Below are 18,834 nucleotides of genomic sequence, written 5' to 3'. Positions count from 1 at the left end.
ATCCCGGTAGCAACGATGCCGGGATTTTTTATTTCAATCTTCAATCAAATCCCGGATCACCACAGAAGCACAGGTTGCGCCGAAAGTTGCCGGTAAATAAGACATCGTACCATAAGCTGATTTCTTGTAATTACTTCCATCAGTCAAAATAAGCGATTCTTTGATCTGTTCTTCGGAAGAAAACACGGCTTTGATTCCTTTGTAAATACCTTCCTTTTTCAGGTTTTTTCTAACCTGCTGCGCGAAATTACAATTAAAGGTTTTTGAAATATCGACCACGCGTATCATCGTCGGATCCATTCTTCCACCCGCACCCATAGAACTTACAATACGCATTTTCCGGTTGAAAGCTTCCTTTAAAAAAGTTATTTTCGGTGTGACACTATCGATTGCATCAACAATATAATCATATGGATAGGCTGAAAGAATTTCATCAACCGCTTCCGGATTGATAAATGTTTTGACAACGTGCAAAGTCAATTCCGGATTAATTGCCTTTAAACGCTCTGCCATAATATCCGCCTTACTAACGCCATGATTGGTTGATAAAGCAGGTAATTGACGATTTCTGTTGGTTGGATCAACAGTATCTCCATCCACGATTGTCATCGTCCCAACACCATTTCTACAAATAAATTCTGCTGCGAAAGAACCTACTCCACCCAAACCGATAACCAGCACATGCGCTTTACTAAGTTTGATAAGTTTTTCTCTTCCGATTAATAATTCGGTTCTGGACAACCAGGTAAAATCCTCCATTATTGATGAAATAGGTTTAAAAAGTTTTTTTCCACCTGCAAAAGAATCCCTTTTTCGGAAATATCTTTAATCTGTGCCGCTGATTTATAGATTTCTTTAATATCAACATCGGCATCATCAGTCTCTAAAAACACCTGCTCCAAAGGTGTTTCCCGGAAGGTATTCAGAATGGCTTCATTAAAACCTAACAACGATTTTCCAAACGATAAATAATATCCAGCATCCATAACCGGCTGAATGATTGATAGTTTATTATTAACCCCATGAAAAATAACGGGAACATTAATATTTTTCAACATCACCAAAACATCATTAAAAGCTTTTACACAATGAATGATAATTGGCTTGTTAATTTCCTCTGCTAACGTTATTTGCGACTGAAAAGCTTTCACTTGCAATGCCCAGTCGGTACTGGAAAGTTTGTCCAACCCGCACTCGCCAACAGCCAGAACTTCCGGTCTGGAGATATTATTTCTTAAATTTTCCAGCTGTTCATCCAGATTTTCCGCCTCCAGATACCACGGATGCAGCCCCATACTTACTTTTCTTCCCTCAATTTTCTGATCAAAGTTTTTATATAAATTTTCGATAAAGAGCACATCGGTATCATGCGCATGAGGATGTGTATGGACGTTGTAATACATGAAGATGAGGTTTTAAAGAAAAAACAGGTGCTCATATTTCAACAAATCTTACTCAATTTTTCTATAAATTTCATACTACCTGCATGTTATGAAAAGAAAAAAGTTTTTAAGCCTTGTCATAATTCATTTTTTTTTCTACCTTTGCAAGCCAAAATTACGGGTAGCAGAGATTTTACAGCGCAATAATTTGATAATGAGATGAAACGTACCTATCAACCATCGAATCGCAAGAGGAGAAATAAGCACGGATTCCGTGAAAGAATGTCTTCGGCTAATGGCCGGAAAGTTGTAACGGCCCGTCGCAAGAAAGGTCGTTGGAAACTATCGGTTTCAGACGAAAAACGTCATAAGCAATAATCAAGGTTTGAAAGTTTGAGTAGGGTAATACCTGGTTGGTAATACCAAATCGGAGACACCTTGTCTTTAATCGTGTATTAAGTTCGATTAATTCTCAAACTTAATACACGTTTTTTTCTACGAGAACTTGAAACAAACATTTGGTAAAAATGAGCGTTTGTGTAGCCCGACATTAATTGGAAGGCTTTTTCAGAGAGGTAGTGCGGATGTACATACGTTCTACCTCTTTCCTTTTCGGGTATTGTACATGTACGATACCACTCCTCCCCCATTTCCCCAACTGCTTTTTTCTGTTTCAAAGCGCCAGTTTAAAAAAGCTGTCGACCGCAATCAGGTAAAAAGACGCTGCCGGGAAGCATATCGCCTTAACAAAGCTTCTTTACTTTCCCTTCCTGCCGAATCAAGGCCGTCGTACATTGCTTTTTTGTATATTGCGAAAGAAATTTCAACTTTTGACGTTATTGAAACGGCCACGAAACAATCGCTTAACCGTTTGTTGAAATTGCCTCCGGCGCTCCGGAAAAATCAAGGTCAATGATCCTAGACAATCGATGAAAAAATATCTTCGTTCCCTTCTTATTGCTACTCCGGTTGTTGCCGGACTGGCATTCGTGTCTTTCAAGCAAGACGACCGTTTGTTTGAAATTGCACGTAATCTGGATATTTATGCTACGCTTTTCAAAGAGCTGAACGCATATTATGTCGATGAGATCAATCCAAATCAGTTAATAAAAACAAGTATCGACGGTATGCTGCGATCGCTGGATCCGTATACTGTCTATTACGCTGAGGACGATATTGAGGATTACATGACGATGACAACCGGAAAATATAACGGGATCGGCGCCATGGTTAATTCTGCTGATGGGAAACATACGGTCATGATGATTTACGAAGATACGCCGGCTCAAAAAGCGGGACTTCAATTAGGAGACGAAATCACAAAAATCAACGGAATTGATCTTTCAACCCGTGAGGATTTTGATACAGGAAAATTATTAAAAGGACAAACGCAAACGAGCGTAACACTGACAATCCAGCGCTACGGAATTCCAAAACCGATTGAAGTTACAATCAATCGTGATATCGTGAAGGTTACTAATGTGCCTTATTATGGTATGATCAGTGAAGATATTGGATATATTGATCTTAAAGATTTCACTGCAACCGCTTCCCGTGAAGTTAAAACTGCTTTTCTGGAATTAAAGGGAAAAGGCATGAAACATCTGGTTCTGGATTTGCGTGATAATCCGGGCGGATTATTGAATATGGCGATTGAAATTTCCAATATTTTTATTCCAAAAGGTGAAGAAGTTGTCACGACAAAGGGAAAAGTAAAAGAGTGGAATAAAGCTTATACCGCTTATAATCCAGCTTTGGATATTGAAATTCCTATTGCCGTTTTGACAAATGGCCGCAGCGCGTCCGCAGCAGAAATCGTTTCAGGCGTAATCCAGGATTATGATCGTGGTGTTTTGATCGGACAAAGAACGTATGGAAAAGGATTGGTACAAACGACGCGAGATCTTTCTTATAATACCAAAATGAAAATCACGACCGCCAAATATTACATTCCAAGTGGTCGCTGTATCCAGGCGATTGATTATGCGCATCGCAATGAAGATGGAAGTGTAGGAAAATTGCCCGACTCACTGATGACGGCATTTAAAACGCAGAATGGTCGGGTGGTTTATGATGGTGGGGGGATTTTACCGGATATTCTTACTGAAAAAGAAACATATTCCCCGCTGGCCTTATCGCTTGCAAGAAACCGTTTGTTCTTTGATTATGCAATGAAATATCATTTTGAGCATAAAACGATAAAACCAGCCAAGGAATTTCACCTGACAGATGCTGAATACGGCGATTTTGTAAAATGGTTGAGCAACAAAGAATACGATTACACCACGCAAGTTGAAAGAGATTTGAATGATCTGGAAGCTTCTGCGAAAAAGGAAAAATCGATTGACGTAATTCAGGATCAGCTTAAAGGACTGAGATCAAAACTGGCGCACAGCAAGGATAATGATTTGCAGATTTCCAAGGCTGAAATTAAAATGATCGTGGAAGAAGAAATCCTGAAACATTATTACCTGGAAAAAGGAATGCGCGAGGCTTCTTTCAATGATGATCCGGAAGTTAAAGAGGCTATCAAACTTTTTAAAGATAACGCCCGTTACCGCGAAATTTTAAAGGGAACGAAGAAATAGGCTATCAGCTTTCGGCAATCGGCTGTCAAATCTATGCCAAAAGCTGATTTTAAGTCCAGATCCAAGCCGATGGCTGACCGCCGATTGCCGAAGTAATAAATTAAATTCATGCTTTTACTTAGTATCGATACTTCAACGCGCGGTTGTTCCGTGTCGCTTCATCATGATGCCGGATTATTGGCTGATTATGAATTATATACAGACCGCTCCTCTTCTGCCATGCTGACGACTTTGATCAGCAGTACGGTTGAACATTCCGGTTTTAAATTACAGGATCTGGATGCTGTTGTGATAGCAAAAGGCCCGGGCTCTTATACGGGATTACGCGTCGGGGTTTCTACTGCCAAAGGATTATGTTACGCGCTGGACAAGCCTTTGATTGCTATTAATACACTGGAAGCCATGGCGCTTCAAGTTTCGCCATTTTTTTCAAAAGATTTTCTTTTTTGTTCCATGATCGATGCGCGGCGCATGGAAGTTTATGCTTCCGTTTTCAATTCAGATCTTGACATTATAGAGCCCACCAAAGCAGTTATTTTGCAGGAAGATTCTTTTGAAAATATTCTTAAATCGAATAAAGTAGTTTTCTTCGGAGATGGCGCAGCCAAGTGTAAACCATTATTTGAACAAAATCCTAACGCATTTTTCATTTCTACTGAAATACGTCCATCAGCAAAAACAGTTGGAATGTTGGGAATTAAGGCTTTCGAAAAAGGTGTATTTGAGGATATTGTAACTTTTGAGCCTTACTATTTGAAAGATTTTATGGCGCCTCCTACCCGCAAAGCTACGCCTGCGGTGTAACACAATCTTCACTTTTATTGGCTAGTTGAAAACAAACTTTCCATCATTTGTGTTATTCTTTCAAACACAGTAAAATCTATGGAAACCGAAGAAATTGTTAACCGTGTAGCCACCAGTGGCATTGTATCATTTGATCTTGAAGAACTTTTCCATCCTGGTGAAAGAGTTATTTACGATTTGAAAGATAATCTTTACATGGGCATGATCCTTCGTGAAAAAGATTTTCGTGAGTTTTTGAAAGTCAATGACTGGTCTCAATATACAGGTAAAAACATAGCGATTATCTGTTCAGAAGATGCTATCGTTCCAACCTGGGCATATATGCTGCTTGCAATCCAACTTCAACCTTACGCAAACGAAGTTGTTTTTGGGGACTTAAATGCTTTGGAAGACAAACTTTTTGCGGATGCAATTGGTAAAATCGACACGGAAAAATTCCGTGGTAAAAAAGTGGTGATCAAAGGATGCAGCAAGCTCCCAGTGCCAATTTCTGCTTATGTTGAAATTACAAATCTGCTGAAACCTGTTGCACAAAGTCTAATGTTTGGAGAGCCTTGCAGCACGGTTCCACTTTATAAAAAACCGAAAGTTTAGGCTTAGGAATTTCCTTCTTTAATATCAATTTCCGTTTCTTCGATTTCTTCTTTCAGTAATCGAAAACTCATGCGGTGATAGGAACATGTTCCATGTAATCTGATCGCTTTTCTATGATGAATTGTTGGGTAGCCAACGTTTGTTTCCCAGCCGTAATGCGGATGTAGAAGAGCTAGTTCACTCATCAGATTATCACGATACGTTTTCGCTAAAACAGATGCTGCCGCAATAGATAAGTAATGCGCATCACCTTTGATAATACAAGTATGCGGAATCATCGGATAAGGCGTAAAACGATTTCCATCGACCAGCAAATGTTCCGGCTTGGTATGTAGCTTATCCACAGCAAGATGCATCGCTAAAAAACTTGCTTTCAGGATATTAATTCTGTCAATTTCAAAATTATCAACTTCTGCGACTGCCCAGGCAATCGCTTCCTGCATAATTTCCTTTTGCAAAATCTCCCGCTGAAGCCGGGTAAGTTGTTTTGAATCGTTAAGAAATTCGTGGGTATAATCTAACGGTAGAATTACAGCCGCTGCAACCACCGGTCCGGCCAGACAGCCTCGTCCTACTTCATCCAATCCCGCTTCACGGACGTCTTTGTTGTAATAAGATTTTAACATCAGTCTTCAAGAATATTAGCCATAAAGGTACTCTTTGTGCTCAAAGCAATCAAGAGCAGCGTCACGGCCCAATAGAGATAAACACGGTAATAATCACTCACATCACGGGAAACCACATTCCGCGATTTTACTTTTTCAATCTGATTTATTTGTTTGAAAACAGATCCCAAAGCCGTATTATCCGTAGCCCTGAAATATTTTCCATTCCCCAAATCAGCTATTTTCTGTAATTCACTTTCGTCAACAACTGCATTTGAAACATTTAAACTGTCAGAAGCTTTGATCAATTTTCTGGTTTTCCCAACTGAAATACTATAAACCCGAACGCCAAATGCTTTTGCTAATTGCGCAGCGGTAGTCGGCCCCAGATTCCCGGAAGTATTATCACCGTCGCTAATTAAAATCGCCACTTTACTTTCACCCGAAGTTTCCCTCATACGGTTTACAGCAACTGCCAGTGCACTTCCAATAGCAGTTCCGGCCGTCGGGATCATGGTTGGCTCAATTTCATCCAGAAAACCATATAATAATTCATAATCCGTTGTTAAGGGACAAAGTGATACGGCTTCTCCAGCGAAAATAATGAGCCCGATACGATCTTGTAAACGTCCCTGGATAAATTGCCTGGCTACTTTTTTTGCTGCTTCCAACCGATTTGGACTAAGATCTTTTTCCAACATGGAATCCGAAATATCAATCAAAAGCATAATATCAATTCCCTCAGAAAACTGGTCTGTTCTTTCAGAAACAATTTGCGGACGCGCCAGTGCAACAAGAATTAATGCAAGCGCCAACGCAATACAAACCGGTTGAAAGAACCGCAAAAGTGTCAGCCAATCCATTCTTGACCGCTCCTTATTATAAGTGATGACAAGCCTCTGACGATGTTTTCGGTGAAACGCACTTCTCAGCCAAAACAAAAACGGAATAGCCGGAAGCGCATACAAAAAGTACGGATACACCCACTCATAAGACCTGAGCATATCCAGCGTAAACCACTTCAACGAAAACCATTCTCCCATAATCAGATTTCAGAAGGTAAATTATTTTCCAGGATTTGCCTGCGTTTATTCCTATAAAGCCGCATCGCACCCATTTTCAGCACTTCAAGGGATTTATCCATTTCTTTGGATTTGCCCTGGCCATAAATGATTCCATCCATATTTTTTAATGCTATGGCTAGTCCTTCATCTGGCATGTTATCCATAATTTCCCTCGTCGTATAGGTTGCAAAAGGTTTTTTCTCCAATCGTTCCAAATAATTTTTCCAGACAATAATGGCCTTTTCTGCGTCTTTAATATCGTTATGCTCTCTGGCATTTTTCAGCAAACGGTTATAAGTCCGGTTATATTCCATATGCCTCCGCTGAAGCTTGAACAATTGCCACTGTTTGTAAATATCGCTACCAAAAAGCCAGTATACACTTCCTGCTACACCAATGGCCAGTGTTAAAAAACCGATAAATATGGAAAAATTGAACTCATTTCTCAGCGGCAACAAACCGACTTCCGGTTTTAAAGAAGTTCTATCTGTTGTACCTTTAAAGTTACTTTTTCGTAAAAAAATAGAATCTGTTGTTGTAAAAACAGATGTACAATCTTTTCCATTAAAAACAAAAACAGGTATTTTCAGTGTTTGTCCCGGCGTAATATTAAAGGTGACCAATTGATAAACCGCACTGTCGAGACTGCCTTTCTGATCTGTGCTTGAAGTGAAATTTTTCTTGGAAAGGACTTCAAATGTGGAAAAATTATACGTTGTATCCGGAAAGAAAACTTCCGTTTTAGGAGCATGTCTAAAACTCAGCGCATAGAAAAACGGTTTTCCAACCTCAATACTATCTGACAAAAATTTCCCCTTTGGCAGCGATTGCCCCAAAACATTTCCAGAAAATATATTCCCCAAAACGATCACGCAAAACAAAAAGATTGTTCGCAAAAAATAATATCTGATACTTTGGAAAAAAAAGGAAAACAAAATTTCTAGGTTTTAAGCTGAGCTAAAATTCAAATTTAAGATGAAACCATTCCGCCTTTTGCATAACGTCTGACTTTGAAAAGGCGGATCAGTGCCGGTACATAATCCTCCTGGGTGTTGATTGAAATATAATCTGCACGGTTCTGGTGACAAAGTTTTTCCAATTCTGCACTTCTGCTTTGAAAACGATTTGCCATATCTTCACGGTATTGGCTGGATGAAGTATTTACCCAGGTCGTTTTTTGTTTTTCCGCGTCATAAAGCGGAATAATTCCCAGCCTCGGCAAACTCGTTTCCCGAAGATCATACAAATGAATGACGATCAGATCATGTTTTCTGGCCAGGGCTTTCAGGTTATGCTGGTAATTGGTATCAATAAAATCAGAAATCAAAAAAATCAGGCTTCTTCTCTTCAATAAATTTAATGCTACCAATATGGCCTCCGAAATGCTCGTTTTAGTAGATTCCGGTATCAGTTTATAAAGTTCTGAAAGCAAACCATACCCATGTTTCATCCCGTCAGACGGGCGAATATATCTTTCGTTTTTATCTGAAAAACAAAGCAAACCAACACGGCTTGCCTCCTGAATGGCGGATAAGGTCAATACACCGCAAATTTCTTTGGCGATGTCAATTTTTAGTTTATTCACCTCTCCAACACGTTGGGAAGCACTTACATCCAGCATGAAAAATGCCGTTTGCTCTTTATCTTCCTTAAAAATTTTTATAAAAGTCCCATGACCTTTTGCTGACGTATTCCAGTCAATAGCACGGACATCGTCGCCATACTGATACAGACGCAAATCATCGTATTCCAGTCCGGAGCCTTTAAAAACGGAATGAAAGTTTCCATGTCTTTCACTCGTGACCGCTTTCCGCATCCGTATTTCGTACTTTCGGAGTTTCCCCAAAAACAGTTCAAACATGTGTTTTCCGAAAAAATTACCACCTTTGCAACTTATTGCAGCTAAACAAAGATAGGTATTTTGGGAATTATGACGCGACGGATTATTAATTTCTCGTTCAGTTTGATACTGATGGGAAGTATGTCAATCATTTTTGCGGGTTGTAATAAGGAAGAAACGCCGCCGGATGGCACGCTTTCAGAAGAGAAAATGGCGGATATTTTAACCGATATTCATATAGCAGAATCCCGCGTGACGCGCTTACAATTAAAGTCTCTGGATTCTTCCATCCTTATATTTGATCAATTGAAACAGGGGGTTTGGAAGAAATATAAAGTGGATACGCTTGTTTACAGAAACAGTTATTCTTTTTACATGACACATCCGCAATATATGACGCGTATCTATGAAAACGTGGCTAAGCAAATTGAGCAGCGGGAAAAAACCAAAAATATAAAGCCCTGAAACGGTGACGGTAAACACTTCTTTAACTATAAACTAATTGCCAGTGAACCAAAGCATTGTAGTAATCCCCACCTACAACGAAATTGAAAATATTGAAGCGATTATCAGAAAGGTTTTCAGCCTTTCAAAACCTTTCGATGTATTAATTATCGATGATGGCTCACCGGATCAAACCGGCGCTGCTGTGAAAGAATTACAGACAGAATTTAGCGAATCTCTCCATCTTGTTGAACGCAAAGGAAAACTTGGTTTGGGCACCGCCTATATCCACGGTTTCAAATGGGCACTTGAAAAAGGTTACGAGTACATTTTCGAAATGGATGCGGATTTTTCTCACCCGCCGGAAGATTTACTTCGCCTGCACGAAGCTTGTGCTGAACAGGGACATGACGCCGCCATTGGATCCCGCTATATTACGGGGGTAAATGTCGTAAACTGGCCTATTAACCGTGTTTTGATGTCCTATTTTGCAGGATATTATGTAAGGACAATTACCGGAATGCCAATCATGGACCCTACTGCCGGATTTATTTGCTACACACGAAAAGTTTTGGAAACGATTGACCTGGACAAGATCCGGTTTATAGGTTACGCTTTTCAGATTGAAATGAAATTCAATTCCTGGAAATTCGGGTTTGACATTGTAGAGGTTCCAATCATCTTTACAGACCGGACAAAAGGAGCCTCTAAAATGTCCCGCGGGATTTTTAAGGAAGCAATTTTGGGTGTGCTCAGCCTTAAAATCAACAGTTATTTTAAAAGATATATTCCTGCTAACAGGCAAGTTCAGAAATAGCCAGCCAGCTCATGAGTCCGGGTGCTATTTCCAGTGATGTTTCGTCTACATCGAAGGTTGGGGTATGCACGCCGGAAATAATTCCTTTGGCCTCATTACGCGTTCCTAATCTGTAAAAACAAGAATCGACAACCTGGGAATAAAATGCAAAATCTTCTCCTGCCATCCACAGGTCAAGATCTACCACATTTTCGGCACCCATATATTCCGTAGCAGCGGTTCTTACGCGACGTGTCAGTTCAGGATGGTTTTTCAAAAACGGATATCCTTTTACAATTTCAAAGACACAGCTTCCACCCATGGCTTCTGCCATGCCTTCCGCCATTTTTTTCATTTTTTTCAATCCGTCTTCACGCCATTGTTCATCCATGCAACGCCAGGTTCCCTGTAAGGTAACTTCGTTTGGAATTACATTCGTAACGCCGTCCGCAATAAAACGGCCGAATGATAAAACGGCAGGATTAGATGGTTTTCTATATCGGCTGATGATTTGCTGCAAAGCCACCACAATGTGTGATGCGATTAAAATTGGATCGATCAGCTGGTCTGGCGCAGCTGCGTGACCGCCTTTCCCGATAACGGTAACATACAATTCATCCGTGCTGGCCATATACATTCCTTCACGGAAACCGATTTTACCAACCGGAATATTGGGTGCTACATGCTGCCCCATCATACTTATCGGCCTCGGATTTTCGAGAACTCCTTCTTTGATCATCAAAGAAGCTCCGCCTGGTGCTTTTTCTTCAGCAGGTTGAAAAACAAGTTTTATTGTTCCTTCAAACTGATCTTTTATTTGATTTAAAATTCTTGCAGTACCAAGTAAGGAAGCCGTATGCACATCATGCCCGCAAGCATGCATAACGCCTGGTACCAAAGATTTATATGGAACATCATTTGCCTCAACAATCGGCAGTGCATCCATATCAGCACGTAATCCGACAATTTTTTTACCCGGATTTTTTCCCTCGATCAAAGCAACAAGTCCGGTTCCTGCAATACCTTCCTGCGGTGATAGTCCTAATGCACGAAGTTCTTCTGCGACAAATTGTGCAGTTTTAAATTCTTCAAACGACAATTCCGGATTAGTATGTAAATGCCGGCGGTTGGCAATAACGCTTGACGCCTGTTCCTTCGCGAGTGACTTTATTTTTTGTTGCAGGTCAAACATATATACAAAGAGAAAATGAATACTATGCGCATACCAGAATTCATTGTTATTCCGGCATAAGCCCGGCAAAGGTACGAAGAAATAGAATCGGGCAGAATCAGGAAAACCAAGGATTGATAAAAATCAGAAGATTTATATAGTCCTTTTAGTAACATCAATGCCTAATTTTAAAGTACTTCTAAGAAAAAAAAGTAATTTTGGCTTAACACATCAATATAGCAAAAAACGTAATGACGCATCAGGATTTTCTTAAAGCGTTGGTTTGTCCGCTTACCGGCAGTCCATTAACAATCGCCGAAGACGGCAAAACGCTTACCAGTGAAGATGGTACAATATATGAAGTAGGCGACACAGGTATTGTCAACATGCTTTATCCTAAGGAGTTACTACCAGGCGACGCACACGAACAATATCTTTACGACCAGGCATTCCTTCGTTATGACAAAGGTGTTTCCTGGGTTTTTGAAACTTTAAATCATTCGGATGAAGCAGCAACACGCCGCTTTTTCATTGATCTAATGGATTTGAAACCAGGTATGAAAGCGCTTGAAGTAGGCGCCGGAACGGGAAAAGATTCTGCTTTGATTTTGGAAAAAGTAAAACCAGGAGGAACTGCGGTTTTATCTGATTTATCTCCAAATATGCTGAAACTTGCTCAGGAGAAACTTTCTACTGACGATGTTAACGTTCATTACTTTTTAGGAAATGGTTCTTATCTGCCATTTGCCGACGATACTTTTGACGCTGTGTTCCATTTCGGTGGTATCAATACTTTCTCTGAAAGAAAAAGAGCATTTGATGAATTGACCCGCGTTGTTCGTCCGGGCGGAAAAGTTGTTGTAGGCGACGAAAGTGTTGCGCCGTGGTTACGGAATACACCAACTTATGCTACTCTATTAAAAGCAAATCCGCTTTTCCGTGCTGAGGTACCGATTGAAGATGTTCCTGCAAATATTGAAAATTTCAAATTGCACTATGTTTTCGGGAATGCTTTTTATGTAATGGAATACACGGTTACTGCAAAAGCTCCGGAAGTTGATATTGATCTTCCGATTCCTGGAAAGGATTTCGTAGATAACTGGCGTTTGCGCGCTGAAAAAGCGGAAGCTTAACAGAAATTTAGCAGTTGCTTTTACAGCAAATCAGTTTGTTGTAAATAATTTGCCGCAAGGCAGACTTTTGAAATCAATAAAAATATGTGGGTTAAAAAAGGAGTAGTATACAAGCCGGATGGAACTTTGCCGCACAGTCTTTCACATGCACAGGTTCCGTTCGCTTACAAGCATAAAGATTTTTTACGCGTTTATTTTTCATCCCGCGATGCAAGCGGTCAATCCAGACCAACTTTTATCGACGTAGATTACGAAGATCCTACAAAGATTCTTTATATCCATGACAAACCGGTACTTGAATTAGGCGGTCCTGGAGAATATGATGAAACGGGCGCAATGCCTGCCTGGTTTGTAGATATGCCAAATGGCGATATCTGGCTTTATTACACCGGCTGGAACAGAACCTGGAATTCTTACCGTTTGTCGATGGGACTGGCAGTAAGTAAAGATGGCGGATTAACATTTGAAAAAATGTTCAAAGGCCCGATCATGGACCGCAGTATTCAAAATCCGATCTGGGCTGCACAACCTTCTGTTTTACGTGAAGACGACGGAACCTGGAGAATGTGGTACATTTCTGGACATAAATGCGAATATATCCACGGTTATCCTGAGCCATTTTATCGTGGGCAATCGGCCACTTCAAAAGATGGAATTCACTGGGATATCAGCGATATTCCAACACTTGATTTTGACGATTTCCTTCACGCAGTTGGTCGTCCGAGTGTTTTTAAAGAAAATGACATTTACAAAATGTACTATTCTTACAGAAATGCAACGGATTACCGCACGGACCGTAACCAAAGTTATCGTTTGGGTTATGCAGAATCAACGGATGGGGAAACCTGGGAACGCAAAGACAATCTGGTAGGAATTGCAAAATCAGAAAATCCGGAAGATTTCGATTACCAGATGATCAACTACGCCAACTATTATGAACATAACGGCAAGAAATATTTGCTGTATAATGGTAATGGTTTCGGGGCGGCAGGATTTGCCTATGCTGTTTGGGAAGATTAATTTCCCGATCACAAAAAAGAATAACCAAAGTCATTATCTGACTACAAAAAGAATTATAAATTTGCGATTAACAAATTGAGATTGCTGTAAAAATAAATTTAAACATTTAATTACCAGTCAGTTATGTAAATTTAAAATATCAGTTTTGCAATTTGTTTTTCATTTTATAAATCTAAAATAAACAACAAGATGAGCACACTTCAGCAGCAATTTAACAACGACGGGTTTGTTATCCTTCGTAATTTTTTAGATAAAGATTTAATCAATTCAATTTATACCGAGGCACGCAAAATTTTTGCTGCCCAGATAAAAAGAGTAACAGGCGTTTCTGTTGATATTAACGATAAAGATGCTTTTGAAAATTCAATGTTCGAGTTTTTTGAAAAGGATTTCAACGCTTTTGTCAATACAGGAAAAACGGTTCAGCATTCATTTTCTTTACACAGACTGGGTGTTGATCCGCAAATTGAAAATTTGTTGAAGCAAGTTGGTATATCAAATCCAATTATCGGAGCACGTCCTGCGATGCAGTTTAACAGTCGTTTTTTGTCAAAAGATGGCAGCAAACACTGGAAACTGGATGCACATCAGGACTGGCGCACAGGCCAGGGATCTTTGGATAGCACGGTAATCTGGTTTCCAATGGTTGATGCAGGTGCTGATATTGGCGCTTTGCAGGTCATTCCGGGAAGCCATAAAACGGGTTTGAAAGAATCCAATACTTCTGGTTACCAAGGTGGAATCACTGCCGGAATTAAAGATGAAGATTTTGTTCAGACAGAATTTTCAGTGGGTGATATTCTGATCTTTTCTGCTTTTCTGGTACATCAGTCCGGAAATAACATTACCAATAATATCCGCTGGTCGGTTCAGTTGCGGTATAACAATCTTGACGAGCCAACATTCATTGAGCGCGGATACCCGATGGCTTATATTTACGCTCCTGAAAAGGAACTTGTGACGCCGGATTTCCCTAGCGTGCAGCAATTACAGCACGTATTTAGCTGAGAAAGTAATGGCTTTGCCATTTTGTGACGAAACGTGAAGAATATCAGCTAATCCATTGACAGTAGAACATTATGAATAAGGTAAGTGTAGTTATACTTACGTTCAACCAGGCCGCTTTTATTGGTAAAACGATAGAAAGTGCTTTGAATCAAACGACAAATTTTGATTACGAAATACTTGTAGGCGACGACTTCTCAACCGATGGAGCGAGAGATATTATTTTAGATTATCAAAACCGGTATCCCGGAAAAGTAAAGGCCGTTCTGCATTCCAAAAATCTTGGGCAGAACGGTCTTTTCAATACAATTGAAACACTAAAACTGGCTGACGGCAAGTACATTGCACCTTTGGATGGTGATGATTACTGGACCGACGTTACCAAGCTTCAGAAGCAGGTCGATTTCATGGATTCACATCCTGATTATTCTGCCTGTTTTCACAATGCACTTATTACTTATGAAGACGGATCACCTTCTGTTGAAGTAAACCCGCCTGATCAGAAGAAAAAAATTGAAATGGAAGATCTCATCGGAGAAGATGAGATCTGGTTCATGGCGACTTCGGCTGTGATGTTTAAAAATCATTTGATGTATTATCCTGAGTGGTTTTTGAAATCAACGAGCGGAGATATTCCCCGTTATGTGATTCTGGCAAAAAATGGCCCGATCGGATATGTTCCGGGTGTTATGTCAGTTTATAGAAAAAATAAAGGCGGAGCCAGCTTTAAAGATCATTACCGCGATGTACGTTTTTTGCGTAACCGGATTATGATGTATAAAGGTATCAATGAAGAAACGAATCATCAGTTTGATAAATCTTTGCGAAAAAACATTGCGAGATATTATCGTATGTTGCTGGATGCCAAACAAATGTCAAGAAGTTACTTCAGGAAGGCTGGGCTGGCTGCAAATTATCTTTTTCTTAAAGGCGCGGATTTAACTGAATGCAAGGAAGTTACCCGTGATTATATTTTGCCAAGATGGTTAATGAGTGCTTATAGTTTTGTAGCCCTGTTACCATACCGCTTTCGTCAATCAAGTCATTGAAAAATCTATTCTGAATGGCTATGATCAAAGTTTCTGTTTGTGTTCCGACATTTAATCACGAAGAATATATTGAGCACATGCTGAAAGGCGCGCTCATGCAGGAAACTGATTTTACGTTTGAAATTGTAATAGGTGATGATGCCTCCACAGACAATTCCCAGCAAATTATTCAAAAATACGCTGAGCAATATCCTGAAATAATAAAAGCTTATTTGCACAAAGAAAATCAGGGACCAGATAACCCGCGGGAATTTGCCGGAAGAAATAATGTATTGCAATTACTGAAAGCCTGCAAAGGCGAATATGTGGCGATGTGTGAAGGTGATGATTATTGGACGGATCCGCATAAACTACAAAAACAGGTTGATTTTTTGGATTCGCATCCGGATTTTGCCATATGTCACCACAATATGCTGGTAACTTACGAAGACGGATCGCCCAGTCATACGTTTAATAAAAATTCACAACCACTGGTTTCCACGATTGATGATATTCTTCAGGATCGGTGGTTTATGGCCACTGCCAGCTGGATGTACCGGAATTATTTCCTGACAGAAGATTTTGCTCCCTGGCATGCGCTTGCTGCCGCGGGCGACTGGGCATTAAGTATTCAGCTTGCTGCAAAAGGGAAAATTGGCTACCTACCTGAAACCATGGGCGTGTATCGAAAACACAGTGCCGGCCTTAGTAATGTGCATTCCAATGTTAATGTATGGTTTTTGAAAAACCGAAAAGAAATGTTTGAAAATGTAAACCTTTGGCTTGATAAAAAGTACGATGTTACAATTATCAAGACCGTTGCCAACTATGGCGAACAACTACGAAAACTAGAAAAAATTGGCAGTTCAATATAATACTCTTTAATTTGTACTGTTTTTCAATCCGAATATAGATGAAGCTAAGTGTTGTAATACCAGCATATAACGAAGAAGAATCGATCACTGATACTTTAAGGTCTCTTTACAAAACCTTGAAGAAGTACAATATTCCGCACGAAATTTTCGTAACGAATGACAATTCAAAGGACGGTACCGTACGTGTTTTGGATGAGCTTTCCATCGAAATTCCAACGCTGGTTTATCAGACCAATCTTGGACCGAATGGTTTTGGATATGCAGTACGTTATGGTCTTGAACGTTTTTCCGGCGATTGTGTGGCGGTATTTATGGCCGACTTATCCGATGATCCTGAGGATCTTGTAAAGTATTATTTCAAGATGCTGGAAGGCGATTATGATTGTGTTTTCGGGTCACGCTGGGAAAAAGGTGGAAAAGTGATTGATTATCCGGCGTTGAAAAAAGTAATCAACCGGGTTGCCAATCTTATCGTCAGAGTGGTGATGGGTATCAAATACAATGATACGACCAACGCTTTCAAATTATACAAAAGAGAAACCATTGACGGTATTAAACCCTTCCTTGCGCCGCATTTCAACCTTACGATTGAGCTTCCTTTAAAGGCAATCGTTCGTGGTTACAACTATGCTGTTGTACCCAATAGCTGGACAAACCGGAAATATGGCGAGTCAAAATTGAAGATCAAAGAAATGGGAAGTCGCTATTTCTTTATTTTGATGTATTGCTTCATTGAGAAATTCTTCTCCCGTGGCGACTACATGAAAAAATCAGTAGCTCCCAAAAAAGAGGTTAGCAGATAATCTCAACAAAATATCTTTTTTAGAAAGCGTGCATTTATGTACGCTTTTTTTATTTTATCCATTCCTGAATAAATGTCATTTTATGTGCGATGTAGGAGATAAAAAATCCCCATCCTATCGCACTTAACGTCATGTAAAGAAAAATAGAAGTTCTTGGAACCCGGAAAGCTACGGCCAGGGCAGTTCCAAAAATCGGCGTAAATAACGGAGGTGTCAAAAGCGCAATACCAATGATCCCGAATTTCTTCCAGATCCGTACTGCCATCCGGTTTGTTTTACTAAATCTTTTTGGCTCTGCTTTTCTATGTTTTTTCAAAAGCGCCTGGATACCTTTTCCGACATAAGTCACAATCAAAACGCTAAACATCATACCTGCAATGGAACAAAGTGCGGTTTCAATCCAGGTAAGGTTTAAGATAACGCCGGTAATTGGTCCTCCAAAAAATTTAAGCGTACTGGCTAGCGCAACGGATATATATTTCAAAAAAATTCCTTTCATCTATACTTTTACTTGTATCATTTCCAAAGCAAAGCGCCTTGTAGCTTCATTGGTATTCACGTAGTCAAGATAGGTCGGATTTTCAACATAGCCAATTTTAGCGATGCTTTCTATGATCACATCCGAAATTTCCAGAAATCCAATCCTGTCCTGAAGGAACGCTTCAACTGCAATTTCATTGGCTGCATTCACGATACAAGCCGCATTTCCTCTTTTTTCCAAAGCCTGATAAGCAATGGCAAGGTTCCGGAAAGTTTCAAGATCCGGTTTTTCAAATGTTAACGATGGATACGCAGCAAAATCGAATCTTGGAAAAGATGATTTCAGTCGATATGGATAATGAAGTGCATACTGAATAGGTAATTTCATATCCGGCAAACCCATTTGCGCTTTAATGCTTCCATCTTCAAACTGTACCATCGAATGAATAATACTTTGCGGATGAACGATCACGTCAATCTGACTGGCAGAAAGATCGAATAACCATTTGGCTTCGATTACTTCCAGACCTTTGTTCATCAGCGTAGCGGAATCAATAGTAATTTTTGCACCCATGCTCCAATTGGGATGTTTGAGCGCTTGTTGTTTGGTAACAGAAGCTAAAAAAGAACTTTCTTTTCCTCTGAACGGTCCGCCTGATGCGGTCAGGATTATTTTTTCAATCGGATTATTTCCTTCTCCTGTCAAACACTGGAAAATCGCAGAGTGCTCCGAATCTACCGGATAAATACTGACATTATTTTCCTTGGCCAGATTAGTAATTAATTCTCCGGCAACAACCAGCGTTTCCTTATTCGCCAAGGCAATATTTTTCCCTGCTTTTATAGCATGAATCGTAGGCAACAAACCCGCGTAACCAACCATTGCTGTCAATACGATATCGATGGAATCAGATTCTACAACAGAAACCAAAGCAGAATTTCCACCATATACTTTTATGGGAAAGGAAGAAAGTGCAGCAGACACTTTGTCATAAAACGACTCATTGCCTATCACGACCACCTTAGGCAAAAACTTCACTGCCTGTTCAATCAGCAAATCAGCATTGTTCTGAGCTGTGAGCACTCCCACAGAAAAAATTTCGGGATAGGCTTCGATAACATCCAAAGCCTGCGTACCGATAGACCCTGTGGAGCCTAAAATGGCTATTCTTTTTTTTGACATGATTTCTTTAATAAAAGAC

At 40.0% G+C, this 18,834-nt stretch carries 22 protein-coding genes; 13 read left to right on the top strand and 9 right to left on the bottom strand.

Annotation, left to right across the window (positions count from 1 at the left end; all coding sequences use genetic code 11):
• Nucleotides 1-33: 33 nt before the first annotated feature.
• Entirely contained in the window at nt 34-759 is a 726-nt protein-coding gene (locus FDK13_RS00310; protein WP_137337984.1) for a tRNA threonylcarbamoyladenosine dehydratase, read from the bottom strand.
• On the bottom strand, nt 759-1,403 hold the full coding sequence (locus tag FDK13_RS00305; protein WP_137337983.1) for a TatD family hydrolase: 645 nt from the start codon (nt 1,401-1,403) through the stop codon (nt 759-761). The genes FDK13_RS00310 and FDK13_RS00305 overlap by 1 nt, the downstream gene beginning before the upstream one ends.
• Nucleotides 1,404-1,601: 198 nt before the next feature.
• Here FDK13_RS00305 and rpmH point away from each other — a divergent pair, with 198 nt between their 5' ends.
• The 5 genes from rpmH to FDK13_RS00280 all read left to right on the top strand — a co-directional run bounded on the left by rpmH (nt 1,602) and on the right by FDK13_RS00280 (nt 5,368).
• A complete protein-coding gene (gene rpmH / locus FDK13_RS00300) occupies nt 1,602-1,760 on the top strand; it encodes a 50S ribosomal protein L34 (protein WP_137337982.1) in 159 nt (52 codons plus the stop codon).
• A 127-nt stretch (nt 1,761-1,887) separates the two neighbouring features.
• Nucleotides 1,888-2,298 (top strand): ribonuclease P protein component, encoded by a 411-nt coding sequence (locus FDK13_RS00295; protein ID WP_137337981.1) that lies wholly within the window; start codon nt 1,888-1,890, stop codon nt 2,296-2,298.
• A gap of 13 nt (nt 2,299-2,311) precedes the next feature.
• Nucleotides 2,312-3,970 (top strand): S41 family peptidase, encoded by a 1,659-nt coding sequence (locus FDK13_RS00290; protein WP_137337980.1) that lies wholly within the window; start codon nt 2,312-2,314, stop codon nt 3,968-3,970.
• Between the two features lie 108 nt (nt 3,971-4,078).
• Nucleotides 4,079-4,774 carry a tRNA (adenosine(37)-N6)-threonylcarbamoyltransferase complex dimerization subunit type 1 TsaB gene (tsaB, locus tag FDK13_RS00285; RefSeq protein WP_137337979.1) on the top strand — a complete coding sequence of 232 codons (696 nt, stop codon included), beginning with the start codon at nt 4,079-4,081 and terminating at the stop codon, nt 4,772-4,774.
• A 78-nt stretch (nt 4,775-4,852) separates the two neighbouring features.
• Nucleotides 4,853-5,368, top strand: coding sequence for a DUF2480 family protein (locus FDK13_RS00280; protein ID WP_137337978.1), 516 nt, complete (start codon nt 4,853-4,855; stop codon nt 5,366-5,368).
• 2 nt (nt 5,369-5,370) lie between these two features.
• Here the strand turns inward: FDK13_RS00280 and rnhB are convergent, their stop codons facing one another.
• The 4 genes from rnhB to FDK13_RS00260 form a co-directional block, all read right to left on the bottom strand.
• Nucleotides 5,371-5,994 carry a ribonuclease HII gene (gene rnhB / locus FDK13_RS00275; protein WP_137337977.1) on the bottom strand — a complete coding sequence of 208 codons (624 nt, stop codon included), beginning with the start codon at nt 5,992-5,994 and terminating at the stop codon, nt 5,371-5,373.
• The gene (locus FDK13_RS00270; RefSeq protein WP_137337976.1) at nt 5,994-7,016 is read right to left on the bottom strand and encodes a VWA domain-containing protein; all 1,023 of its coding nucleotides are present in this window, start codon (nt 7,014-7,016) and stop codon (nt 5,994-5,996) included. The genes rnhB and FDK13_RS00270 overlap by 1 nt, the downstream gene beginning before the upstream one ends.
• A gap of 2 nt (nt 7,017-7,018) precedes the next feature.
• Complete coding sequence (locus FDK13_RS00265; RefSeq protein WP_229215849.1) at nt 7,019-7,933, bottom strand: hypothetical protein; 915 nt, start codon at nt 7,931-7,933, stop codon at nt 7,019-7,021.
• A gap of 74 nt (nt 7,934-8,007) precedes the next feature.
• Nucleotides 8,008-8,898, bottom strand: a complete 891-nt coding sequence (locus FDK13_RS00260) for a DUF58 domain-containing protein (RefSeq protein WP_137337975.1) — start codon at nt 8,896-8,898, stop codon at nt 8,008-8,010.
• 120 nt (nt 8,899-9,018) lie between these two features.
• On the opposite strand from FDK13_RS00260, the gene FDK13_RS00255 reads away from it, so the two are divergent.
• Both FDK13_RS00255 and FDK13_RS00250 read left to right on the top strand, forming a co-directional pair.
• Nucleotides 9,019-9,342: a DUF4296 domain-containing protein gene (locus tag FDK13_RS00255; RefSeq protein WP_229215848.1), complete on the top strand. Its 324-nt coding sequence runs from the start codon at nt 9,019-9,021 to the stop codon at nt 9,340-9,342.
• Between the two features lie 43 nt (nt 9,343-9,385).
• The gene (locus FDK13_RS00250; protein ID WP_137337973.1) at nt 9,386-10,138 is read left to right on the top strand and encodes a polyprenol monophosphomannose synthase; all 753 of its coding nucleotides are present in this window, start codon (nt 9,386-9,388) and stop codon (nt 10,136-10,138) included.
• On the opposite strand, the gene FDK13_RS00245 is transcribed toward FDK13_RS00250, so the two are convergent.
• Complete coding sequence (locus FDK13_RS00245; RefSeq protein ID WP_137337972.1) at nt 10,116-11,309, bottom strand: M20 metallopeptidase family protein; 1,194 nt, start codon at nt 11,307-11,309, stop codon at nt 10,116-10,118. The genes FDK13_RS00250 and FDK13_RS00245 overlap by 23 nt on opposite strands.
• Nucleotides 11,310-11,539: 230 nt before the next feature.
• Here FDK13_RS00245 and FDK13_RS00240 point away from each other — a divergent pair, with 230 nt between their 5' ends.
• From FDK13_RS00240 to FDK13_RS00215, 6 genes are all read left to right on the top strand, one after another.
• Nucleotides 11,540-12,421, top strand: a complete 882-nt coding sequence (locus tag FDK13_RS00240; RefSeq protein ID WP_137337971.1) for a class I SAM-dependent methyltransferase — start codon at nt 11,540-11,542, stop codon at nt 12,419-12,421.
• 84 nt (nt 12,422-12,505) lie between these two features.
• Nucleotides 12,506-13,441 (top strand): glycoside hydrolase family protein, encoded by a 936-nt coding sequence (locus FDK13_RS00235; RefSeq protein ID WP_137337970.1) that lies wholly within the window; start codon nt 12,506-12,508, stop codon nt 13,439-13,441.
• A 189-nt stretch (nt 13,442-13,630) separates the two neighbouring features.
• Nucleotides 13,631-14,449: a phytanoyl-CoA dioxygenase family protein gene (locus FDK13_RS00230; RefSeq protein ID WP_137337969.1), complete on the top strand. Its 819-nt coding sequence runs from the start codon at nt 13,631-13,633 to the stop codon at nt 14,447-14,449.
• Between the two features lie 71 nt (nt 14,450-14,520).
• Complete coding sequence (locus FDK13_RS00225; RefSeq protein WP_137337968.1) at nt 14,521-15,495, top strand: glycosyltransferase family 2 protein; 975 nt, start codon at nt 14,521-14,523, stop codon at nt 15,493-15,495.
• A 14-nt stretch (nt 15,496-15,509) separates the two neighbouring features.
• Nucleotides 15,510-16,349, top strand: coding sequence for a glycosyltransferase family 2 protein (locus tag FDK13_RS00220; RefSeq protein WP_229215847.1), 840 nt, complete (start codon nt 15,510-15,512; stop codon nt 16,347-16,349).
• A 38-nt stretch (nt 16,350-16,387) separates the two neighbouring features.
• A complete protein-coding gene (locus FDK13_RS00215; RefSeq protein WP_137337967.1) occupies nt 16,388-17,152 on the top strand; it encodes a glycosyltransferase family 2 protein in 765 nt (254 codons plus the stop codon).
• 49 nt (nt 17,153-17,201) lie between these two features.
• On the opposite strand, the gene FDK13_RS00210 is transcribed toward FDK13_RS00215, so the two are convergent.
• Both FDK13_RS00210 and FDK13_RS00205 read right to left on the bottom strand, forming a co-directional pair.
• Nucleotides 17,202-17,651, bottom strand: coding sequence for a hypothetical protein (locus FDK13_RS00210; protein WP_137337966.1), 450 nt, complete (start codon nt 17,649-17,651; stop codon nt 17,202-17,204).
• Nucleotides 17,652-18,815 (bottom strand): 1-deoxy-D-xylulose-5-phosphate reductoisomerase, encoded by a 1,164-nt coding sequence (locus tag FDK13_RS00205; protein WP_137337965.1) that lies wholly within the window; start codon nt 18,813-18,815, stop codon nt 17,652-17,654.
• Between the last annotated feature and the right edge of the window lie 19 nt (nt 18,816-18,834).

Source organism: Dyadobacter frigoris, assembly GCF_005280585.1.
GTDB lineage: Bacteria > Bacteroidota > Bacteroidia > Cytophagales > Spirosomataceae > Dyadobacter > Dyadobacter frigoris.
The sequence above is the reverse complement of the archived record's forward strand: the minus strand, read 5'-3'. Positions and strand labels throughout refer to the sequence as shown.